Annotated in this window: 17 protein-coding genes; 6 read left to right on the forward strand and 11 right to left on the reverse strand. The window is 45.7% G+C overall.

Features of this window, described 5'->3' with window-relative positions; translation table 11 throughout:
* Window positions 1–445: 445 nt before the first annotated feature.
* A complete protein-coding gene (locus QFZ78_RS10310; protein WP_307547175.1) occupies window positions 446–3418 on the reverse strand; it encodes a family 78 glycoside hydrolase catalytic domain in 2973 nt (990 codons plus the stop codon).
* 129 nt (window positions 3419–3547) lie between these two features.
* Here QFZ78_RS10310 and QFZ78_RS10315 point away from each other — a divergent pair, with 129 nt between their 5' ends.
* Window positions 3548–4426 carry a helix-turn-helix domain-containing protein gene (locus tag QFZ78_RS10315; RefSeq protein WP_307547177.1) on the forward strand — a complete coding sequence of 293 codons (879 nt, stop codon included), beginning with the start codon at window positions 3548–3550 and terminating at the stop codon, window positions 4424–4426.
* A gap of 44 nt (window positions 4427–4470) precedes the next feature.
* On the opposite strand, the gene QFZ78_RS10320 is transcribed toward QFZ78_RS10315, so the two are convergent.
* Both QFZ78_RS10320 and QFZ78_RS10325 read right to left on the reverse strand, forming a co-directional pair.
* A complete protein-coding gene (locus tag QFZ78_RS10320) occupies window positions 4471–5430 on the reverse strand; it encodes an acetylxylan esterase (RefSeq protein WP_307547179.1) in 960 nt (319 codons plus the stop codon).
* A 24-nt stretch (window positions 5431–5454) separates the two neighbouring features.
* Entirely contained in the window at window positions 5455–7116 is a 1662-nt protein-coding gene (locus QFZ78_RS10325) for a hypothetical protein (protein ID WP_307547181.1), read from the reverse strand.
* A gap of 240 nt (window positions 7117–7356) precedes the next feature.
* Between QFZ78_RS10325 and QFZ78_RS10330 the strand changes: the two genes are divergently transcribed.
* From QFZ78_RS10330 to QFZ78_RS10340, 3 genes are read left to right on the forward strand one after another with little or no spacing between them, the layout of a single operon-like run.
* Complete coding sequence (locus tag QFZ78_RS10330; protein WP_307555614.1) at window positions 7357–8382, forward strand: methionine ABC transporter ATP-binding protein; 1026 nt, start codon at window positions 7357–7359, stop codon at window positions 8380–8382.
* Window positions 8379–9041: a methionine ABC transporter permease gene (locus QFZ78_RS10335; RefSeq protein WP_373461016.1), complete on the forward strand. Its 663-nt coding sequence runs from the start codon at window positions 8379–8381 to the stop codon at window positions 9039–9041. Before QFZ78_RS10330 ends, QFZ78_RS10335 begins: the two co-directional genes overlap by 4 nt.
* A gap of 28 nt (window positions 9042–9069) precedes the next feature.
* Window positions 9070–9918 (forward strand): MetQ/NlpA family ABC transporter substrate-binding protein, encoded by an 849-nt coding sequence (locus QFZ78_RS10340; RefSeq protein ID WP_307547183.1) that lies wholly within the window; start codon window positions 9070–9072, stop codon window positions 9916–9918.
* Window positions 9919–9972: 54 nt separating this feature from the next.
* Here QFZ78_RS10340 and QFZ78_RS10345 read toward each other — a convergent pair whose 3' ends face one another.
* The 8 genes from QFZ78_RS10345 to QFZ78_RS10380 all read right to left on the reverse strand — a co-directional run bounded on the left by QFZ78_RS10345 (window position 9973) and on the right by QFZ78_RS10380 (window position 20494).
* Window positions 9973–10812, reverse strand: coding sequence for a YitT family protein (locus QFZ78_RS10345; protein WP_307547185.1), 840 nt, complete (start codon window positions 10810–10812; stop codon window positions 9973–9975).
* Window positions 10813–10947: 135 nt separating this feature from the next.
* Entirely contained in the window at window positions 10948–12480 is a 1533-nt protein-coding gene (locus QFZ78_RS10350; protein WP_373460040.1) for an FAD-dependent oxidoreductase, read from the reverse strand.
* Window positions 12481–12607: 127 nt separating this feature from the next.
* Window positions 12608–13723: an alanine dehydrogenase gene (gene ald / locus QFZ78_RS10355; RefSeq protein ID WP_307547188.1), complete on the reverse strand. Its 1116-nt coding sequence runs from the start codon at window positions 13721–13723 to the stop codon at window positions 12608–12610.
* Between the two features lie 121 nt (window positions 13724–13844).
* Window positions 13845–15500 carry a PucR family transcriptional regulator gene (locus QFZ78_RS10360; protein ID WP_307547190.1) on the reverse strand — a complete coding sequence of 552 codons (1656 nt, stop codon included), beginning with the start codon at window positions 15498–15500 and terminating at the stop codon, window positions 13845–13847.
* 180 nt (window positions 15501–15680) lie between these two features.
* Window positions 15681–16835, reverse strand: a complete 1155-nt coding sequence (locus tag QFZ78_RS10365; RefSeq protein ID WP_307547191.1) for a DUF2264 domain-containing protein — start codon at window positions 16833–16835, stop codon at window positions 15681–15683.
* Window positions 16828–17943 carry a glycoside hydrolase family 88 protein gene (locus tag QFZ78_RS10370; protein WP_307547192.1) on the reverse strand — a complete coding sequence of 372 codons (1116 nt, stop codon included), beginning with the start codon at window positions 17941–17943 and terminating at the stop codon, window positions 16828–16830. The genes QFZ78_RS10365 and QFZ78_RS10370 overlap by 8 nt, the downstream gene beginning before the upstream one ends.
* A gap of 19 nt (window positions 17944–17962) precedes the next feature.
* A complete protein-coding gene (locus QFZ78_RS10375; protein WP_307547193.1) occupies window positions 17963–18982 on the reverse strand; it encodes a LacI family DNA-binding transcriptional regulator in 1020 nt (339 codons plus the stop codon).
* A gap of 165 nt (window positions 18983–19147) precedes the next feature.
* Complete coding sequence (locus tag QFZ78_RS10380; RefSeq protein ID WP_307547194.1) at window positions 19148–20494, reverse strand: ABC transporter substrate-binding protein; 1347 nt, start codon at window positions 20492–20494, stop codon at window positions 19148–19150.
* Between the two features lie 228 nt (window positions 20495–20722).
* Here QFZ78_RS10380 and QFZ78_RS10385 point away from each other — a divergent pair, with 228 nt between their 5' ends.
* Window positions 20723–20833, forward strand: coding sequence for a sporulation protein YjcZ (locus QFZ78_RS10385; RefSeq protein WP_157036562.1), 111 nt, complete (start codon window positions 20723–20725; stop codon window positions 20831–20833).
* Between the two features lie 149 nt (window positions 20834–20982).
* Window positions 20983–21090, forward strand: a complete 108-nt coding sequence (yjcZ, locus tag QFZ78_RS10390) for a sporulation protein YjcZ (RefSeq protein ID WP_307547195.1) — start codon at window positions 20983–20985, stop codon at window positions 21088–21090.
* Window positions 21091–21486: the final 396 nt, after the last annotated feature.

Genomic DNA, 21486 nt, shown 5'->3' on the forward strand with positions numbered 1-21486 from the left:
CGCTGGAGTTAGCTGTTTACTCTCCTCTGAGAAGACTTTTTGGGTCCTTTCAGCACCAATTTTCGGTCCAATACTCCTCTCACTGGATCTGAACCGTCTATTTCGGTCTTCTCAGCTGGAGTTAGCTGTTTACTCTCCTCTGAGAAGACTTTTTTGGTCCTTTCAGCCCAATTTCCAGTCGAATACTCCTCTCACTGGATCTGAAACGCCTATTTCGGCCTTCTCGGCTGGAGTTAATTGTTAACTCACCTCTGAGAAGACTTTTTTGGTCCTTTCAGCCCAATTTCCGAGCGAATACTCCTCTCACTGCGATCTGAACCGTCTTTTTCGGCCTTCTCAGATGGATTTAAAAAGTCGTGGAAAGCATATGTGTGCTCTTTTTAGCAGCTTTAGAATAAAAAATCCAAACAAAGACGCCGGCCACACCAGCCGGCGTCTCTTTGCATCACACTTCGTGACGCTCCACAATCCCGTCCATGCCGTCTGGGATGCGGATCTCCACATCCACGCTGCGCGGCGCCCAAACCTGCAGCCGCATCACGCGTCCTTCCTCCTCGAGTCGCCAAGCGACATCGATCCGTCCCTCCTGCGGCAGCGGAACAGTGCCCCTCGCCCACTGCAAATCCGCAGGCTGCGGGGCTACAACGACCTTCCGCCAGCCTTTGTCGGCGGGAGTGACACCAAGTACATGCGCGCCTAAGAAATAGCCTGGCGCTGCCGACCACGCATGACAATGACTGCGCGTAAGCATGTCAGGGTTTGCTCTATTTTCCGCGAAATTCGGGTACATTTCCCAGCAAGTCGTGGCGTCATATTCAATCATTTGCCCAAAATGCTTCCGCATATCTGTAATCATGCGATCAATACCCATACGGCCCATTTTCGCGAGAGCCTCATAATAAAAGAAGGACATAAACGGACTGCCGATTTGAACAAAATCCGTCGGCGGAGCAAACAAATATGTCTTCATCTGCTCAGCACGTTCTCCTTCAGCGATACCACACAAGTAGGCAATAACCTGCGTCTGCATACTAAAAACAGTCGAAGCACGGCCATTCGCATGGATACAATCCAAGTATGCACTGCGCTCCTCATTCCATAAATGCTTGTTAATTGCTTGGCTCAGACGAAGCGCTTTCCCCTCATATTCAGCTGCTTCTCCCACATCGCCAACGGCTTTCGCCAACTGTGCCGCGCTTCGCAGCGTTTTGACCAGAATCATATTTTGGTGGGTCACCACCCCATTATTCGGCTGATCAATCGGTGCCCAGTCCAGCAAGTTCCAGCCTTTTATGAACAATAATCCACGTTCATCAAGTTTTTGTTCATAATGCTCAAGGGTAAAACGAATATGCGGCCATAAGTCTCTCGCAAAAACCTCGTCTCCTGTATGCTCGTAATATTCACAGCTGGCCAGCGCCCAAAAAAACGTCCAGTTCGGGATAACGCTGCTCCAACCACTAGGAACCTGATCCACGTATAACGGTGTTTGGGTTCTGGAAGCAGGCACTAATCGTAAACAACGCTCGACAATCTCCGTAGCTCCGAACACGTAATAATTAACTAAAGCCTCGTTGCGGCTGTCCCCAACCCAGAAAACCTGTTCATAAGCGGGACAATCAACGAATGTATCTTCCATACAAAGTCTAGTTGTATGCTTACTAATCTGCCATATATCGTTCAAAAGTGCATCAGAGCTTTGAAACTTGCCAATTTCTGCTATGGGATAATTACTTTGCTGCAGCTGAACACCGTACATTTTGACTGCTCTTGCAGCATTCCTTGCCGTAATCATCAAATATCGGAATCCTCTCCGCACATAAGAGGTATACGATTGACGTCCTTCCGAACACGTGTACCGCAGGGTATTATCTAAATCAAACGTATCTTGACGCCAACCATCACGCATATATTCATAGCCATAGAAATCAAGTATGGTTCCTTCAGAAGCATCTACTTCGAATTGGATAAATCCAGATAACTCACGGCCAAAATCAAGGATAAATTCCGTATCTGCCCCTTCATATCTCGGCAATATTGCAGGATTCACACTTGGGATAACTACCTGCTGCAGAGGGTAAGGCACAGCTTGCGCCAGCGCTTCTTTTTTCCAGACACTGAGCGCAAAGATAGAATCCCTGCTCACCAATTCCAGTGGGAAAGGGCGAATCCAATCCGTATAACGGCTCAGGTCCTTAGCAGTAGATAAACTACGAATCTCCACATACGTATTAAAAGCGCGATAGGTATCCGCATCCAATTCATCCTTTCGATCACCCGCTGAAGAAGACCCAAATCCTTCATATGGGTGCAAGGAGTCACTGCTTTCCTGGTGATCAATGCATTCAAAAGATGCAAAAGGACCAATTGAAATAAATGGCGACGTATCAATGGCTGCCTCCCCTAACGGAGAAACGACCTCGAAATAAGCATCGCAATCAATCCCCAACTGCAGCGTTCGGCCATGGTCAACACCGGTCGTTTCCAGCAAAATGAGATTGTCTCCTGCCTTCAGTTCAATCTCGGCATACCTTTCCGGCAATACACCCGTATAACGCTCAGCATCCAGCCACTCTCCATTCACACTACATCCCTTCACCGTGCTCGGTTGAACGATTCCTAACACCGCTTTTACTGCCTTCTCGGTTCTCACTACCGTTGCCATAAAACCAGCAAAACCCACTGGATTCGCATGATTCACACTCTCTGGCACCATTTGATTACGGACATCAATCGAGGCCGTCCATGCAACGGGCTTTACCTGGTGGAGGGATTCGATACGAACTGGCCACACAAGTTCCTCTGTAAGGAATGGAATATCTCTTGGCACAAGCTTGCTCCAAGGCTCTGTACCAACAGCTCCAACGATAGAGGCTTGACCCCATGCAGAATCATCGTAATCTGGCAAATACCAATCCGCTGGCCAAGCGCTCGCATCCATCCGCTCAGCAAAGCCTTGCTGACACGACATCCGCCCAGAGCGGCTATCATACCCAAGATGCAGCGAGGTTTTCCAGCTTTCATCCGACACCAACTCTACGACAGAATGACCCTCATGCTCACTCTCCACTTGCACTAACAAACCGCCGCGTCCGCGCAAATAGTAAAAATTGGACACACCGAAATGGAGCACCATGACCCCTATCACATTAGGTTGTCCTTTGTGCAGCAAGTGTCCAATTTCGTAAGTATCATAGGACTGCTCGAATGGCCATGAACGAACAGGTCCTCGTCCCACTTTGGTTCCATTCACATATAAAGCGTATCGCGAATCAGCCGTTATGGAAATCTTTGCGGCTCCCCAACCTGTAGCGCCTACATTGAATGTTCTTCTGAAACACCGCCACTCGTTTCGCGGACTAACTTCACCATTCCCCCAAACCCATTGAGCTTGCCAGTCGGTTTCTACTTGTCTCATTTCAGCTGCCTCCACCAAAAATAATGATTGTTACTTCGATGCCTTTATTTTATGATGAGAGCGTACTCATTTTTAGGGTTAATTCCGACATTCATTAGGGTCTTAATTGACATAAAAGGAGTAAACGAAATGACTATTAAACGAAGCATTATCGAAACGCCCGGCGATCAATTTTTCCTTCCGGAACTTCCGCTTTACGTCAACCGAGTTCACGAATCGTTTGAAATGCTGCAGCATACGCATGATTTCATTGAAATTAGCTATGTAGCCGAGGGCAGTGGTGCACATTACATCGACAATACCTCATTACCCGTTTCCAAAGGAGATCTCTTCTTCATTCCTGTTGGCGTCTCCCATGTGTTCCGCCCATCATCGATTGCGCAGAAAAAAAACCTCGTGGTTTACAATTGCATTTTCACCCAGGAATGGTTGAACCAATTATTTCACTCGCAATTGAATGGAAGTAAAGAGGAATTTAACATCCTATTCACTCAGGCAACCGAACAATCTACTTGGCTTTCTTTTAAAGAACGCAATGGGGAATTCCAGCCTCTTTTTGAACGATTACATTTCGAATATAACGCCCATCGCAGCGGCTTTATGACGATTTTACAAACATGTGTGGCACAGCTTCTTGTTTACATGTATCGCTCCAAAATGGATTTCACACCGGAAGCGTCCAAAGCGAGCCTTCAGGACTTAGATAGTCTTCTCGCCCATATTCGCGGGCATTGCAGCAGCCCCATCTCGCTTACGGAAGCTGCCGCAAGATTGTCCATCAGCGAGCGTCAGCTTCATCGCCAGCTTAAAAAGCATACGGGAATGTCCTTCATGGAGTATGTACAGCACGCGCGAATTGAAGCCTGTTGTCAGCAGTTAAGAACAAACGCTCACAAAATCAACGATGTCGCTGCTGGTGTCGGCTATCAGGATATGAAGTTTTTTAACCAGCTTTTTAAAAAGATGACAGGTAGCACGCCCAGCCAGTACCGACAGCAGCATAGATAAACAAAAATGCCCCTCCATCACGAAGATGTGAGAGGCATTTCATTTTAAAGGCCCAACATAAATTGCAAGGTTTTATCGGTGAAGCCAGGTAAACCTTCATGACCAAAATCCGGATATAACTCAAACTGCTTTTTCGACTTGATTTTGTTGTAAGCAGCAAACTGCGTGGACGGCGGGCATACAGTGTCGCTTAGACCTACGGCCATCAGAACCTCACCTTGGATACGATCTGCCAGATTCTGAATGTCAATATAGCCTAGCTTTGTGAATATCTCATCTTCGCGTTTGTGCTGTGGATCGTGACGGCGGAAGAAGTCCTTCAGTTCCTGATAGGCATCCTTCGCCATATCCATTTCCCATACGCGCTTATAGTCGCTAAGGAATGGATAAACTGGCGCTAACCGCTTAATGCGAGGCTCCAATGCAGCACAAGCGATCGTCAAGCCGCCTCCTTGAGAGCCACCCAATGCGCCAACACGATCGGGATCAACCTCAGGCATGCTCATCGCAATGCCTGCGAGTTGAGCGGTATCAAGGAAAATATCCCGGTACAATAGTTGATCAGGGTGATCATCTAAGCCGCGAACGATATGTCCGCGAAGCGTCGTTCCCTTCACACCACCCGCATCTTCCGATAAACCGCCTTGACCACGGCAATCCATGGAAAAGAACGAGTAGCCTAGAGCGGCATACGGTAATTTATCTGACCAATCACCTGAACTACCGGAATAGCCGTGGAATTGCACAATGGCTGGGTGAGGTCCTTCCACGTGTTTAGGGCGAACATATTTGGCGTAAATACGAGCCCCTTTGACACCTGTAAAATAGAGATCAAAACATTCGGCGTAAGGCACTTGAAATTCACTCGGACGAAGTTCGATTTGAGGATCGACTGCCTTCATTTCAGCGATTGCCCGCTCCCAATAAGAATCGAAATCTTCAGGGCGGGGATTACGTCCTTCATACGTAACTAGCTTGTCTATTGGAAAATCAAATAATGGCATGTCATATCCTCTTTTCTATAAATTTCAAGCGACCGTATAGGTAGTGAAATCAACAGCTTCGCCATTCACAAGTCTGATGATCTTCCTATCAATATGTAAGCCACCGCATAAAACCATCGTTTCATCCTTTAAAGTCGAATAGGTGATTTGCAAATCGTCCTCGCTCGACAGTGTATAAACCGGTTGTTTCTGCTTCATCACATTCGCAAATTGCTGTATACCCCTTATCTGAAGGGTTTCAGCTGTTTTCTGGTCGATGCACTCGATAACTACCGAATTCGTTCTTCCTTTGCTTGTGACAACGGATCGATCTTCACGTGCTTCCCTTTGAAAGGACTGCTGCACATAAACAGCCATGTAAACATCACCACTTAATCCAAACAGTCCGTTCGGTTCCTCTATCCAATCTCCTACAGGCAGACATCCCATAATGAATTCAGGCTGACCATCTGGAATTTGATAGGAAGCGATCAAGGCATTTTGATGAAAAAGCACTTCTGAATATTCGCTTTGATGACGTAAATCTCCTTCTGCATAGCCTAGACCTGGGTAAAAAAAATACAAATGATTCACACCCTGGACCGCATCTAACGGAAGGGCTACATCCCAGCGATGTTGTTCATTATCAAACTCCTGTACACGCTCCCACATACCGCCTAGCGCAAAGCTTTCTGTGATATATACATAACTGTGCAGCACATCGTTATCGCTAACGGCTAGAGCTGCTTGTTTGGGAACTCTGCGAGTAACTTCCACCGGAGCCGCACGATGTAAGGCCTTACGTTGGACTTCTGACGAAGCTTCATACGCTATAAAACCTGCATACTCGGTTCGAGGCATGTGATCAGGCAATCTGAAATCGCCAAACTGGACATAATCGTGCAGCACATTGGTGTCCTTCGGCATATCATGCGGCCATATCCGCGAATGCGGGCCCACCCATGCCCCTCCCAGATAATACGTCGAACGAACCTCCCAGAGGTAGTCCAATAAACGAGCTAATTCGGCTTTAATTTCTGCGTCCTTCATAAGCTCCCAAGCGCACGTAAAAGCCTGCATCCAGTGCCAGAACCAAGGTAACCCTCCATACTCCGACATACCTATCGAAGTAACCCGGCTCAGCGTACTGCGCAAGCTTTGGCAGCCATCCTCAAGCAATGCCGTATCCTCATAAAGCTGTCCGAAAATAAGCTTAGCCGCTGTATATTTCGCTTCATGATGGTTGTAATGTTCAGATGGCATTCGATAAAAGTTACTTCTATAAATATGCTGCAGCGCTAAAGTAAATGAGCCTCGCAGGGATACACTCATAATTTCTGAATAGCGCTGATAGAAATAAACCATCAGACTCCCCATTAGTTCAACAGGAAGTGTATTTTTCGGTGCTTCTTGTGGAGTAGGTCTTAGATGTAAGGGCCAATGACCGTAGGTTTTACTCTCTGCATTCTGGTCCTGGAGTTCAAGTACATGAAGCAGGATGCCCTCAGCCTTGATCTTCGCCTGTTCGCGATCCCCGTCAAATGGGATAGCTTCTTCATGAGAAGCTGCAAATAAATAAGAAGCATAGTAGAAATTATCTCGGATATCGTGATGAAATAATAATCCGCTGTCTAAAAGAGGCTGATTGATTGCCGCTGCGGCAATTTGGGTCATGATCTCATTTTGGCGTTGTTGCAAATTTGTCAATTTTGTTACCTCCATAGAAAAACTTAAAAAAATGCTGTTTTCACGTTATTTAAGCGCTCTCTTTCAAAATTGAAACGGTTAACCTCAGTTTATATGCAAATAAATGGAGCGTCAATGCAAAGTGACCTTTCATTTTCCACATTTTAGACATTGCATCCGCTTGTAATTTCTTATAAAATGATTTACCGTTGGTCAAAATATACAATCACCAATATTTGCATGGAATAGGAGGTATTCATCCTGATTCATATCGATAATTTACAAAAAGTATATGAGGATATACCGGGACGTGTACCGGCCATCCAGCAGATCCATTTACATATCGATCGCGGGGAAATATTCGGCATCATCGGACACTCCGGTGCAGGGAAGAGTACCTTACTGCGTTGTGTAAATCTACTGGAGCGACCATCCTCTGGCAGCATCCACATTGATGGAGAAGAAATGACAAAGCTGGATTCTAGGCAGCTGCAAGCGAAACGCCGTAAAATCGGGATGATTTTCCAACATTTCAATCTCCTCTCTTCTTCTACCGTTGCCGAAAATATCGCCTTTCCTCTGAAGTTAGCTGGGATGGGGCAAGGGGCGATCCAGACGCGTATTAAGGAGCTGCTCGATTTAGTCGGTTTGCAGGAACACGCGCATAAGTATCCAAGCCAGCTGTCAGGCGGACAGAAGCAGCGCGTCGGTATTGCAAGAGCCTTGGCCAATCATCCGGATATCCTACTCTGCGACGAGGCGACCTCAGCGCTCGATCCTCAGACAACGAATGCCATTCTTGCGCTGCTGCTCGATATTAATCGAAAGCTTGGCATTACGATCCTTCTCATCACACATGAGATGCAGGTCATTCGTGCGATCTGTGACCGTGTTGCTGTTATGGAGAAAGGCTTGATCGTCGAAACCGGGAAAGTGATTGATGTATTCCTGAAGCCCCAGCATGCGGTTACGAAGGAGTTCGTTGGACAAGTTTCTGATTTCTCACAAGGTTCAGATCAGGATCCGATGATGAAACAGGGAGAAAAGCACGGAACGGTGATCCGAATTACCTACATCGGTGCCAAAACATATGAACCGATCTTGTTCGAAACCGTCAAGTCGACGAATGTGTCCTTTGCTATCCTTCAGGGTACTATTTCTTCCATGAAAAGTGTACCTTACGGTCAATTGGTTGCCCTATTAACAGGCGGACACCAAGAAGAAATCGATTCTGTGATTGCCAAACTTCAGCAAGAAGGAATCGACGTGGAGGTGCTCAACCAATGAATATGACCTGGGACATTAACTGGTCCGAAATTACGAAAGCAACTGGCGATACACTCGTCATGCTGGGATGGTCGCTCTTTTTCACTGTCATCATCGGTATGGCACTGGGCATCATTTTATTTCTTACTTCCAAGGGGCAGCTGCTGCAAAATCTGCCGCTTTACGGAATGCTCTCGCTGATCGTGAACATCCTGCGCTCTGTGCCTTTCGTGATTTTGATGATCTCGGTTTTTCCGATAACGAAGGCAATCGTGCATACAACCATCGGCGTCCAAGGCGCGATCCCGCCTCTCGTTATCGCAGCCGCGCCGTTTCTCGCGCGGCTGGTTGAAACCGCGCTGCGCGAGATCGACAGCGGCGTCATTGAAGCGGCGCAGTCAATGGGCGCCACGCCGTGGCAAATCGTCTGGCGCGTCCTGATGCCGGAAGCTCGCCCAGGTCTGATTTCAGCCGTCACTGTGACGGCTGTTGCCCTGCTCTCCTACTCTGCTATGTCAGGTGTCGTTGGCGGCGGCGGGCTTGGTGATCTATCCCTTCGCTACGGCTACATGCGGTTCCGTACCGATATCATGATTGTGACCGTCATCATTCTCGTTCTATTCGTTCAGTTCCTGCAAATGCTAGGAGACCGTTTGGTCGCCAAATTTAACCGCAAATAAAACATATTATTTTGGAGGTAATCTCATCATGAAGAAACTTACACTATCTTTAATGACTCTATTCGTTGTGCTTGCACTTGCAGCATGCGGACAGAAACCCGCTGAAACACCTGCAAGCTCGGCACCTGCTGCCTCTGCTACTCCAGCTTCCGCAAAAGAAGTTACACTTAAAATCGGTGCATCTTCAGTCCCTCATGCCGAAATTTTGAATAGTTTGAAAGACAAATTGAAAACACAAGGCGTTAAGCTTGAAGTTATTGAGTTTAATGATTATGTTCAACCGAACGTACAAGTGTTTGAAAAACAATTGGACGCTAACTTTTTCCAACATCAGCCTTACCTGGATCAATATAACCTAGATAAAAAGCAAAATCTCATTAAAGTAGTTGGCGTTCACATCGAACCTTTCGGCGCTTACTCCCAAAAGGTGAAAGCCGCTGCAGAGTTGAAAGATGGCGCTTCAGTCGCTATTCCTAACGATCCTTCTAATGCCGGCCGTGCGCTTGCACTAATGGAGAAAAACGGCTTGATTAAACTGAAAGACGGCGTTGGCATCAAAGGTACGGTTCAAGATATCTTAGAAAACAAAAAGAAACTTCAAATCAAAGAATTAGACCCTGCTATGCTGCCACGTACGATCGGTGAGTTTGATTTGGCTCTGATCAATACGAACTACGCACTTCAAGCGAATCTAAATCCGACGAAGGATGCTTTGTTCATTGAGGACAAAAATTCACCTTACGTGAATATCGTCGTTTCCCGTCCGGACAACAAGGATTCCGAAGCGATGCAAAAGCTTGCTAAGGAACTAAACTCCGCTGACACGAAAAAGTTCATTGAAGATAAATACAAAGGTGCAATCGTGCCTGCGTTCTAAGAAAACAGCAGAGATAGAACAGTCCGCCCTTTTCAGGGACGGGCTGTTTTTTTGTTAATCTTGTTTAGCGAATCCATTCCCGACCACTTCCCTCACATCACTGAAAGTAACGAAAGCGGATGGATCAACGCGATGTACGAGTGTTTTCAGCTTGATGATTTCTTTGCGGCTTACGATACAATAAATCACTTCTCTTTGTTTGCCTGTATAGCCGCCTCTTCCTTCAAGAAAAGTAATCCCTCTATTTAATTCCGTCATAATCGTATTGGCTATCAGATCCGGTTTGAGTGTTATAATAAAAGCCGCTCGCGCGCCGGAAGCACCCTCCAGCACAAAATCAATGACTCTTGCACCAACGATAATCGCAACTAACGTATACATCGCTCGCGTGAGATCCAGATATATCAACGATAACAGCAGTATGACGAAATCTAGCGCTAGAATGGTCTTCGCGATCCCTATCCCATAGTGCTTCTGCATCAGACGTGCAATGATATCGGTCCCCTCTGTCATCCCTTCGAAACGGAAAACAATACCAAAACCTAGTCCAACAATCCCTCCCGCGTATAACGAAGCTAACAGAGGATCAGGCATTGGCATGGAAAAACTCTCAAACAACCACAAAAATAGCGAAACCGATAACATCCCAACAACTGTATAAATGAAACTAATGCGTCCGAGCATTTTCCAACCGATAAGAATAAGCGGAATATTAATGAGTAGGTTCGTCCATGCCGGGTTCCATCCGAGCACATATTTGAGCAAAAGAGCAAGGCCGGTTATCCCCCCTTCTGCCAGCCCATTTGCAAGATTGAAATAATTGATACCAAAAGCAATAATGGCAGAACCGCCAATAATAGCAGCTATATTGATCCATTTGATTCTATTAAACATGATAATTCTCCTCTATAAGCAGTCTACATCCGATGCCTATTAGCCAGAATCTCCTAATACATAACCATCAATGTCATATTAAAGGCTGTCCCTGCGGTCCTCTCAGACCGGCTGGGACAGCCTTTCTACTTTTGATTATTGAACCTTCCCCAGCGACTTTTTGGCCGGACCTTCTATCACTTCACCCTCGTAGGAATAGCGGGATCCGTGGCAGGGGCAGTCCCACGTTCTTTCGGCTTCGTTCCAGTCCACCTCACAGCCCATATGGGTGCAGGTTGTATCCACCAAGTGCAGGGCTCCCTCAGAATCTCGATAGGCACCTGCTCTTTTTCCGTTAACCTTGACAACTGCCCCTTCATCTTTTTGTAAATCTTCCACTTCTTTATGAACCATTTCAAATTTACCGGCGATTAGATGCTTAGCCACATTGGCATTTTGCATGATAAATGTCTTTATGCTCGGATCTGCTTTGAATCTTGACGGGGAGAAAAGCTCCTGATAGGGACTTGGTTCTCCCAAAATCAGCTTCGAATTTAACAGGGCTGCCACGATACTCGAAGTCATCCCCCATTTACGAAAACCGGTTGCAACGAAAATATTAGGTTCATCCTTAAGCTCCTGACCAATGTAGGGCATATTATCGAGCGTATATAAATCCTGCGCTGACCATCGATAGGCAATTTCCTTTAATCCGAAAGCCTCTTCACCAAACGTTTTTAACGCATCATAATTTTGGAATGTACAAAAGGCCTGCCCCGTTTTATGACCTTGTCCGCCGATCAAAAGCATCGACTCTCCGTTTATTTGCACAGACCTAAGAGAACGTTTTGGGCTTTCAGCACTTAAAAACATCCCATTGGGGATGTCTTTGCTTATTTTTCCTACTACAGCATAGGAACGTTCTGCGTGCAGCTTGGCAAAATAGAAACCATTTCGATCATTAAACGGAAAATGGGAGGAGGATACGACGTAATCTGTAGTAATTCGATGACCATCATTCGTTTTTACAACCGCAGGCTTTCCCTTTTCAACCCCACTGATCGTAGTTTGCTCATAAATTTGACCGCCCTTACGAATGAATTGCTCCACTAAATAGGTTAAAAACGGAACAGGATTAAACTGCGCTTGATTCTCCATTACAATAGCTGCCTTGGTCGAAAACGGAAGCGGTGCTTGATCCTCGTATCTGCTAGTAATTCCCAATTCCTGGTAGACCTTATATTCGGAGGAAATTTTCTCTACATAGTCGTCTGAAGTGGTATAAATGTAGGCATCTTCATCTGATAATTGGCATTGAATGTGATTGGTTTTAATCGTTTGTTTAATAAATTGTAGAGCCTCAAGGTTAGCGTCATAGTAAAGCTTCGTCTTCTCTCGACCAAAATGCGCGAGATATTCTTGATAAATGAGATCATGCTGAGCGGTTATTTTCGCTGTTGTATGCCCTGTCGTTCCGTTCATGATTTGACCAGCATCTACGATAACCACTTTAAGCCCTTGATTGGCAAGCAGATAGGCCGTTGAAATGCCTGTAATACCTGCTCCTACGATGGTCACGTCAACCTTCAAATCTGAACGAAGCTTAGAAAATGAAGGGCGTTCAGTCGAGGCTAACCAATACGATTCCGGAAATTGTGGAAATGTTTCAAAAGATGATTCGATCATCATTTATGTCCTCCTAGATGTACCTTTTTAAGATAAATTAACCAATTTCCTCCGAAATTACACCTACTTACGCATATAAAAAAAACTCCCGCCAATTTGCGGAAGCTCCTTTGTTCAAAATCGTTTACGTTTACTTTAAAAGCGAGTAAATATCCGTATACGTGTAGCCATGTGCCTCTGCAACGGCTTGGTAAGTAACATGACCTGCGGCCACGTTGATGCCTTTTGCAATAGCTTTGTTGTCCAAAGCTGCACGCGCATAGCCTTTGCTTGCAATTTGCAGACCGTAAGGTGTCGTCACATTTGTCAGAGCCAGCGTGGACGTACGTGCAACCGCTCCTGGCATGTTCGCCACCGCGTAATGAATGACCCCATGCTTCACATAAGTCGGTTGATCATGCGTGGTAATACGATCTATCGTCTCGATGGACCCACCTTGATCAATCGCTACGTCAACGATAACGCTGCCAGGGCTCATCATTTTGACCATGTCTTCCGTCACGAGACGCGGTGCTCGAGCTCCTGGAATAAGGACAGCCCCAATGACCAAATCAGCGCGACGAACAACCTCGGCGATGTTGTAAGGATTGGACATAATCGTTTTCACGCGTCCTTGGAACTGATCGTCCAATTGACGTAGGCGATCCGGATTCAAATCAACGATGCTGACATCGGCACCAAGCCCGATAGCCATTTTCGCCGCATTCGCACCAACAATCCCGCCACCGATGACAGCTACCTTACCTGGTTCAACTCCCGGTACACCGCCTAGCAGAATGCCTTTGCCGCCATGCGCTTTCTCCAGAAAGTGAGCACCGATCTGAACGGACATGCGTCCAGCCACTTCACTCATTGGCGTCAGCAGCGGAAGGCTGCCATTGTCCAATTGAATGGTCTCATAGGCGATTGCTGTCACTTTTTTGTGAGCTAAGGCATGCGTCAATTCGGCCTCAGGTGCAAGGTGTAAATACGTGTATAAAATCAAACCCTCGTGAAAATAGCTGATCTCTTCAGGAAGTGGTTCTTTCACTTTAACGACCATATCTGCCGACCATACTTCAGCGGCTGAGGCAACGATGGTTGCACCTGCCCCTATGTAATCTTCATCCGTGAATCCAATGCTTTGACCAGCTAAGGTTTCGACTATAATGTCATGCCCTGCTTTTTTGTAAGAAAGGACGGAACTAGGCGTCATACCAACACGAAACTCATTATTTTTTATTTCCTTAGGTACCCCAATAATCATTTTGCATCAGCCTCTCTTGTAGATCCCATAAAAAAGGATCAATCTCATCTCGTCTCCAAGTATAAGACCGATCCATGGACGTTCCATTAGACAAACTGTAAAAAATGTTAACAAATTCTTTTCACATTTTCATTTCCGGATTCAACAGTTGATAAGCCCGTATCCCCACCTGCAGCGCCAAGCGCTTTTCCGGCAGCATGTAGTCGGCTCCAAGCAGCTCTTCTATTTTTTCCAAGCGGTAATAAAGCGATTGTCGGACGATAAAAAGCTGCTGCGCAGCGATTTGCTTAGAGCCATCCGTGTCGAGGTACACCTTGAGTGTGCGCAGGAGCTCGCTGCCTTTCAACTGATCATGATCGATGATCGGTCCCAAATAAGTGCTTACGAAGGATTGTAAAATCTGTTTATCTGGAATGTGAAATAACAATTGAAAGACACCAAGCTCATCAAAAAACTGAACCTTCCCTTGCAGAGTTGGAGAGAGCGAAATCGCTTGTAGCGCCTCCTGGTAGCTTAGGTGAGCTCGCATAAAGCTTCGATTGCTTTGTCCAACACCGATAGTTAACCTGATCTCATCCTTAGCCTTCAAGTACTGAATGGACTGGAAAACCTGCTGCAGACGCTCTTTTGACGATCGTTTTTTCGTTGCTTTATCGAAGGCTACAACGACGAGTCTATTATTTTTCAACGTAATTAATGGATGAAAGGAATGCTGCTCAAAAACAGATCTTACAGCAAGGGAAAGATGAATACCCGAAGACTCCACACCTTCCTCTTCCGTGCTATACCCCTCCGCTTGTTCATGCTCAAATTCGATCAAGATGACGTGATAGGGAAGCTCGTTAAGTCGCTTGAATTCTGTTCCAATCAATACTTTTATTTGCTCTTCGTCACGAATCCGCAGATGCAGCAGATCATCTACCCAAAGTGTCTGCGAATACAATTTACGCTCCTCCATATAACGTTTGCGCAGCAAATCCTGTGCGATAGATAATGAGGCTGAGTCCAGAATTAAGTATTCATATTCCTGCGGCTTTCGGCTGAACACCAGGAGGATATGCGCCCATGTTTTGCCCATAGCCCCAACGGGTTGTACGATAACGGTTTGACCCTCATCTTCCATCACGGAAGGAGCCGCAATATTTCCGTTGTTCGGGGTTTCGACCAGTCGACTTTCTAGAAACTGCAGCCACTGTCCAGACTCCCGGCTTCCTAAATGAGGGATAAACTTCGGCTGTCCATTCAGAGGCACATAAATAACTTGGGCTTTGGTACTGCTTTGCAGCAGCCCCAGTACATGAGAAACACCTTGTGAGGATAGCGTCATTCGATGGAATTCACGCGATATTTTCTCCAAATCTTGAAGTGCTTTATGGTGTTGATTGATAATATGCGCATGAATATCCTGCGTAATGTCAATGAACCGCACAGCTTGCGGAAAAATTATGAGCGGAAAATTATAGGATTCCGCCGCATGTATCCATTCTTGTGGAACTGAACTCAAGTAGTGTCCCATTTCGATACAGAGACATGACACGTTTTTATTGATCAACTGCTCCAGATACGTCATGAACAATTTCGTATCACTCTTGAAGGCAGCCCCTGTCGTAAGGATCATTTCTCCACCTTGCAGCAGTTGCTCAAACTGTATCACCTCAATGATATGTACCCAGCGGACTAGACGCTGTAATCCCTGTTTACCTGCCGCAATATAGGCTGGCTCAAAAGTGGGGCGTCCCAGGACTTCCTGTAACGTTAACTGATAATCTTGATTCAACAGAGTCACTCCACTTTCTTTCCACTCATATCTTAAAGTTATCCACAAACGCCCAATGAAGCTATTTGTGGATAAAAAAAATTACAGCTAATTGTCTTTTCTTCCATCAAGTTTTCCCTCTAAGTTTACACGAAAAAAGCGCCTGTTTCATTAGGAAACAGTACGCTTTTATTAAGTAATCTATGATAACGCTTTATCAATGGCAACGGTTTGCCCTGACCACACTTTTTGAGACGTCCAAGGAGCATCTGCCCCCTGCCAAAATTCGTCATCTGCAGTCAATCCTAAAGGAAGGAAAACAGCTGAACATAAGTATAGGCTGCCTGTGGAAATATACGTTTCGCCAAGCTCGGGCTGGTGTCCGCATAGTCCAATCTTTAGCCAGCCAGCCTCATCGAAAGTGCCTGGGGCCTCTATCAACCTGCGGATGACCGCGCTTAGCGCACATCTTACTTGAGCTGGCGCAACACCTTCCGGTAATTCACGTCGCAGGGCAATATGCGCTAGTGATTGAAAGGCGCCGAAACGATAGGCAAGCGACCGACCAATGACAGGAAAGGTCCCTTCGGGTGAAATCGATCGTTCTTGCACGGCAGCATAACGCTGTGCTCTAATCAAAATATTTTGGCGCATTCCTGCCCAGTCTTCGTAATGCCCTTGAACCTGCTCAATGATATCGACCAACATGGGTTGAATCACGAAGCTGTTGTAATAATCGGCATGAAAGTGTGGACCATCGCCGTACATCCCATCACCAAGGTACCACTGCTCGTGCTGTTTAAGGGCAAAGTCCACACGCATGGTATCCCAATCCTCGCCCATTACACCTAAAGCTGTTTCGGTCATAGCTGCAAATAAGAGCCAGTTGTTGAAACCCGGTTTGCGCGTTCTTGTTGCCTTCATAGCTTTCACCAGATTGCCCTGAACGCGGCTGTCCAAACGATGCCAAAGCGTGTTAGGGGCTCTTAGGATCGCATTAGCCAGAAATGCCGTATCAACAATTGGCTGCATGCCATGGGAAAAGTTCAAAAAATCAGGAGACTCCGGATCAGTCGCCGCATCTATAGCAGCTCGGACAAGCTCGCCGTAGCGAACACGAAGCTTCTCTTCCTCTACATCCTGAGCTGATCTTTCTAACCACGGTGCCATGCCTACCAGTGTCCGTGCAAATGCTTCTAGATGCGAGTACTGGAGCTGCTCTTCTTTTTTATTCTCCACTGGCATTGTTGCACGCAGCTTTCTGGATGCCAATGCCTTTATCACAGGATCAGCGATACGAAGCATCGTAGCCAACCAATATGCTCGGTCATTGCCGGCTGCGACGCGATTATTCATACCAGTAGCCTTTGATTCCTTTTTCCAGTCTAACTAAGGCCTCTAAATAGTAGTAATCGCCCCAAATCACGAAATCATCAGGTGCTGCTCCGCCGCGAACGCTATAAGAACCGCGCTCGATAAAGCCTTGGGCATCCGGCTTGCTTGCGTAAGATTTCACTAAGCCAGCCATGGAGCGCTGAATCGCATTTTCCAAATAGCCGCGATCTGCATCATCTGCCGGTAAATGCTCCAATATTTCCAAAGCCCCCGCTGAAGCAATGGCTGAAGCTGAGCTATCCCGCTTCGTTTCTGCGTTCACAGGCGCATTGAAATCCCAGTAAACAACATCATCCTGAGGCAAGCGGTCAAAGAAATAACGTGCCAAGCGTTTGGCTGTTTCTAGATAAAGCGGGTTCTTGGTGTAGTGATAAGAAAGGGCGAAGCCATAAATCCCCCAAGCTTGGCCCCGTGTCCACGTCGAACCATCGCTATAACCCTGTGCAGTTCCGCCATGAAGAGGTTCACCATTCTCTTGATCAAAGTAGAACGTATGATAAGATGAATCATCGCCACGTACCAAATAGCGGCGGCTCAAATCCGCATGAATCACGGCAACATCCTTGTATTTGGCATCGCCTGTTTGCTCGTAAGCCCAGTACAGCAAGGGCAAATTCATCAAGCAATCAATGATGATACGGCCCCCATTTTCTTTATCCCCTTCTGGACCCCAAGCTTGAATATATTGACCCTTCGGTCTCCAGCGCTTCATTAGCACATCGGCTGCTTGCAGCGTAAGTTGTTTCGCAGCTTCATCTTTCTCAATGATCCATTGCGCTTTCGAAGATAAAGAATATAAGAAGCCAATATCGTGATGGTCTAGGGCTACATTGTTTTGCAGTCTTTGCTTAAAGTTTGCAACCGATTTCTGAGCGGCTTGTTGAAACGCCTTGTCACCGCTATATTGGTAGCCTAGCCACAAAATACCCGACCAAAAGCCGTCTGTCCAGTCTGTATTCGGATTCAGGTGATACACATCATTCTCGCTAACGTGAGGAAATAAATCCCCAAAACGTTCAATATTCAATCTCGTTTTTTGCAAAGCATCTTCAATGGCTTGTTTCCACATAATCGATTCACTCCGTTTTCTATGATTTGGTTGATTCTCGTTCTATAAAAGTAAGCGGGACCTCGATCTCTCGTTCCTCACCATACTCAGCTTTGTTGCCAAATTTATGCAGCAGCTTGTTAATGGCTGTTTGGGCTTGATAGCTATAAGGAATGTCCCAGCTTGATATACCCGGATAACTGTGTTTAGCTATATAATCGTTATTAATTCCAATAATCTGGAGCTGGGTTGGAATGTCAATTCGCAGCTTATTTGCTGCCGATAAGATTCGTAAGGCTACATGGTCATCAAAAGCAATGATGCCTACGGGTGCCACATGGCGCTGCAGTAAACTTTTGAGAAAAGCTTCAATATCCAAATCCTTAACAGTGTCCACGATCTCATGAATGACATCGCTTGCATATTCCTGAGTCCCGGCATTGAAACCCATGCGACGCTGTTCGTCGATGACTTTCGAACCTTTACTGCCTACGTAACAAAGCGCTCCACAACCACGTTCCACCAACAATTTAGTGGATTGTTTGCAAGCCTCGGCAAAGCCCAAATTCACTGCGCCTAACGCAATATCCTCCGGCCAGTCCCAACCATTGATAAGAACTAATGGCGTACCACTGTTTACGATCGACCGTGTAGATTCGAAGCCCATTGCTAAACCATGACATATCAGTCCGTCTACTCTACGCTGCAGCAAAACTTCGAGATTTCTCCGCTCAATATCCGGATCGAACCCCCCGGAGGAAAATACAGATAAGTGGTATCCCGCATTATGTGCTTCAATCTGCAAATGTTCAGCAAGTTCTCCATAGTAATTCGTTAACCCTGGTAAGATGAGACCGATCTCATACGTTTTGCTGCGGCTTAATCCCGCTGCCATCGTATTTCGTCGATAACCTAATTGTTCAGCAGCCAATTCGACCTTGCGGATCGTCTCTTTAGACGAACGAATACCACCTCGATTCAGCACATTGGAGACTGTGGCAATGGATACTCCTGCTGCTGCTGCCACTTCTACAATTGTGACTTGTTTGGGCTTGCTCATACTTGTTTCAACTCCGTTTTGTTAAACGTTTAACATCCTCTATTAGCTTAATTTGAAACGTTTAACCTGTCAAGAGATAAAATAAATGATTTAACACTTTCTCCAAAAAAAAAAAAGACCGAACTCCCTCTCTTTCGAAGGTAGTTCGATCTTTCAGTTACCGTCTTACTTTTTGTTTTTTGCCAAAATGGCATTCGCATCCTTGCGGAATTTGGCTGCCGCTTCTTCAACTGTTGTTTTCTTATACAAGATCTGCTCGCTCGTCGCTTTTAACAACTTCTCAATTTCGATGGAACCTACTGGATTTGGAGGATCCATTTGACTGCTGTTTTGTTCAGCCCATGCCACATAATCAAAAATTTTGACTTCATTCGGTGATAAGAGTGGCTTCAGTGCATCCTTCACTTTGGAGGAAACTGGAACTCCGCGGTCACCTTTAATTAATTTGTTCGCTTCGATATCATTCACGAAGAAGCTGATGAATTTCGCTGCTTCTTCTTTCTGCTTCGAGTTATTTGTTACTGAGAAATACATACTAGGCTTCAAGAATAGACCTTTATTACCGTTACGGCCAGGAAGCGGAAATAATTCAAGCGGACGATCTTTGACCAAATTAGCTACTGCCAAAAATTGGTTAGACCAACCATTACCTAATACCGCATTGCCTAGTAAAATTTCATCTTCTTCTGCTACGCCTTTCTTCTGTGACTCTTTGTCAAGTGAAAGGATATAGCCGGCATCGTACCATTTTTGATAACGCTTGAAGTAGTCAACAAGTGGCTTATCATCTGAGAAACCAAGAGCCGTTCCATCCGCATTGTACATTTTTTGATCGATCGTTCTGAGATAATACGGGAAAAACACTTCATGACGGACACCGAAACCGCCTATTTGTTTGCCGGCTGCTTTGGCTTTGGCTGCTATTGCATCAAAATCTTCCCAAGTCCAATCTTTTCCTGGAACTGTGATTCCTAGGCTTTTGAACGTATTCACGTCTAACGTCGTATTTAGCGCATTAACCCCTAAGTTCATAGCTACAAGTTTACCTCCGACTTCACCACCGGATAGCGCATTAGGGCTGATCGAAGACACATCGAGAAGGCCATTTTTCGTATATGGCGTGAGATCAGCTAACTGATTTTTTCCACCATACTGTGAAAGGTAAGAGATATCCATCTGGATAACATCAGGTAACTGGTTTGCCGAAGCCTGAGGCGCAAGCTTTTTCCAATAGTCGTCAAATGGTGCGTATTCCGCTTCAATTTTTACATTCGGATTCTGCTTCTCATAAAGCTCAATGACTTTCAACGTGTAATCGTGACGCGCTTGCCCTCCCCACCAAGCAACGCGAAGCTTAACAGGATCTTTACTTGGTGCAGTGCTCGGTGCTGTCGTCGCCGTTTTGGATGGTTCGCTGCTAGCTGCTGGTGTTGACGTTTTAGCGCCTGTGGAGCAAGCTACTGCCGTGAACATCATAGAAAGCGACAGAGCTAAGGTGAAAACTTTTTTCATCTCTATTCCTCCCCTAAATGATCGATCGAATGTGGGTAACGCTTACATGTTTATTATCCAACTTTTGAAAGGAAAGATTAATGCAGAAAATAGTGGTGTTTGTTCAAAAAACAGTGATCATTGATTTTTCAAGCTCAAAACGGGCTTCTATAACTGACATTCGTCCATGCACTTCAAATGCCATTGAAATACAATAGTCTATCTTAATGCAGAAGGGAGCGAATTGGAATGGGTTATGCTGCAGGAGGTTGTTATGGCGGTGGCTTGGGTACAAGTACAGGTGTTGTCTTGGTTCTCTTCATCCTATTGGTGATTATTACAAGCGCATTTGTATGGTAATTCGTAACACACCTTAAAGAGTATGAAACATTCGAGGAAGTAACATGGATGCCATTCAACCCATTCTTCACCCCAATCTCTCCGCTTGTCCTTATTGTTTTATTGGCTATTAGGGAGCCATCGAATTACGATGAAAGGAGTGATTGAATATGGGATATCCAGCAGGAGCAGCAGCAGGCTACGGCGGGTCTAGTGCAGCAGCAGTATTGGTTCTCTTTATTTTATTGGTTATTATTACAATGACATTTGCATGGTAATACGACGTATTCTATAAAAATAAAATTCAGATCCACAGCACTCGCTGTGGATCTTTTTCTGTGATCATTTACAAAAAAAAATAAAACCTATTACACTTTTCTTACGTAATACTGTTTATGCATGACATTCTTTCAGGGTTAGGGAGGTTTCTTGCTTATGACAACGACACTCAATTATCACCAAACCGCTTCGATCCGAGACACTATCTCCATGTTGGTCTGGTATCTACGAAAGAAGCGAAGAGCGTAACATGACTCGTATCCCTACGAAAAAAATACATCCGGATAAACACCTATCACGTCCAGCAGGACGCTAGCGTTTATCGAGGTTGATTGGAAAAAGGCTGCTCCTCAGAAGAATTTTCCTTCGAGAGATGCAGCCTTTTTACTGTTAAT

The sequence above is a fragment of the Paenibacillus sp. V4I5 genome (assembly GCF_030817255.1).
Taxonomy (GTDB): domain Bacteria; phylum Bacillota; class Bacilli; order Paenibacillales; family NBRC-103111; genus Paenibacillus_E.

What these genes read in the sequence shown, in the direction of transcription:
- QFZ78_RS10310 (WP_307547175.1), bottom strand. Translation starts at nt 3,418, where the DNA reads ATGAGACAAGTAGAAACCGACTGGCAAGCTCAATGGGTTTGGGGGAAT.
- QFZ78_RS10315 (WP_307547177.1), top strand. Translation starts at nt 3,548, where the DNA reads ATGACTATTAAACGAAGCATTATCGAAACGCCCGGCGATCAATTTTTC.
- QFZ78_RS10320 (WP_307547179.1), bottom strand. Translation starts at nt 5,430, where the DNA reads ATGCCATTATTTGATTTTCCAATAGACAAGCTAGTTACGTATGAAGGA.
- QFZ78_RS10335 (WP_373461016.1), top strand. Translation starts at nt 8,379, where the DNA reads ATGAATATGACCTGGGACATTAACTGGTCCGAAATTACGAAAGCAACT.
- QFZ78_RS10340 (WP_307547183.1), top strand. Translation starts at nt 9,070, where the DNA reads ATGAAGAAACTTACACTATCTTTAATGACTCTATTCGTTGTGCTTGCA.
- QFZ78_RS10345 (WP_307547185.1), bottom strand. Translation starts at nt 10,812, where the DNA reads ATGTTTAATAGAATCAAATGGATCAATATAGCTGCTATTATTGGCGGT.
- QFZ78_RS10350 (WP_373460040.1), bottom strand. Translation starts at nt 12,480, where the DNA reads ATGATGATCGAATCATCTTTTGAAACATTTCCACAATTTCCGGAATCG.
- ald (WP_307547188.1), bottom strand. Translation starts at nt 13,723, where the DNA reads ATGATTATTGGGGTACCTAAGGAAATAAAAAATAATGAGTTTCGTGTT.
- QFZ78_RS10365 (WP_307547191.1), bottom strand. Translation starts at nt 16,835, where the DNA reads ATGAATAATCGCGTCGCAGCCGGCAATGACCGAGCATATTGGTTGGCT.
- QFZ78_RS10370 (WP_307547192.1), bottom strand. Translation starts at nt 17,943, where the DNA reads ATGTGGAAACAAGCCATTGAAGATGCTTTGCAAAAAACGAGATTGAAT.
- QFZ78_RS10375 (WP_307547193.1), bottom strand. Translation starts at nt 18,982, where the DNA reads ATGAGCAAGCCCAAACAAGTCACAATTGTAGAAGTGGCAGCAGCAGCA.
- QFZ78_RS10380 (WP_307547194.1), bottom strand. Translation starts at nt 20,494, where the DNA reads ATGAAAAAAGTTTTCACCTTAGCTCTGTCGCTTTCTATGATGTTCACG.
- QFZ78_RS10385 (WP_157036562.1), top strand. Translation starts at nt 20,723, where the DNA reads ATGGGTTATGCTGCAGGAGGTTGTTATGGCGGTGGCTTGGGTACAAGT.
- yjcZ (WP_307547195.1), top strand. Translation starts at nt 20,983, where the DNA reads ATGGGATATCCAGCAGGAGCAGCAGCAGGCTACGGCGGGTCTAGTGCA.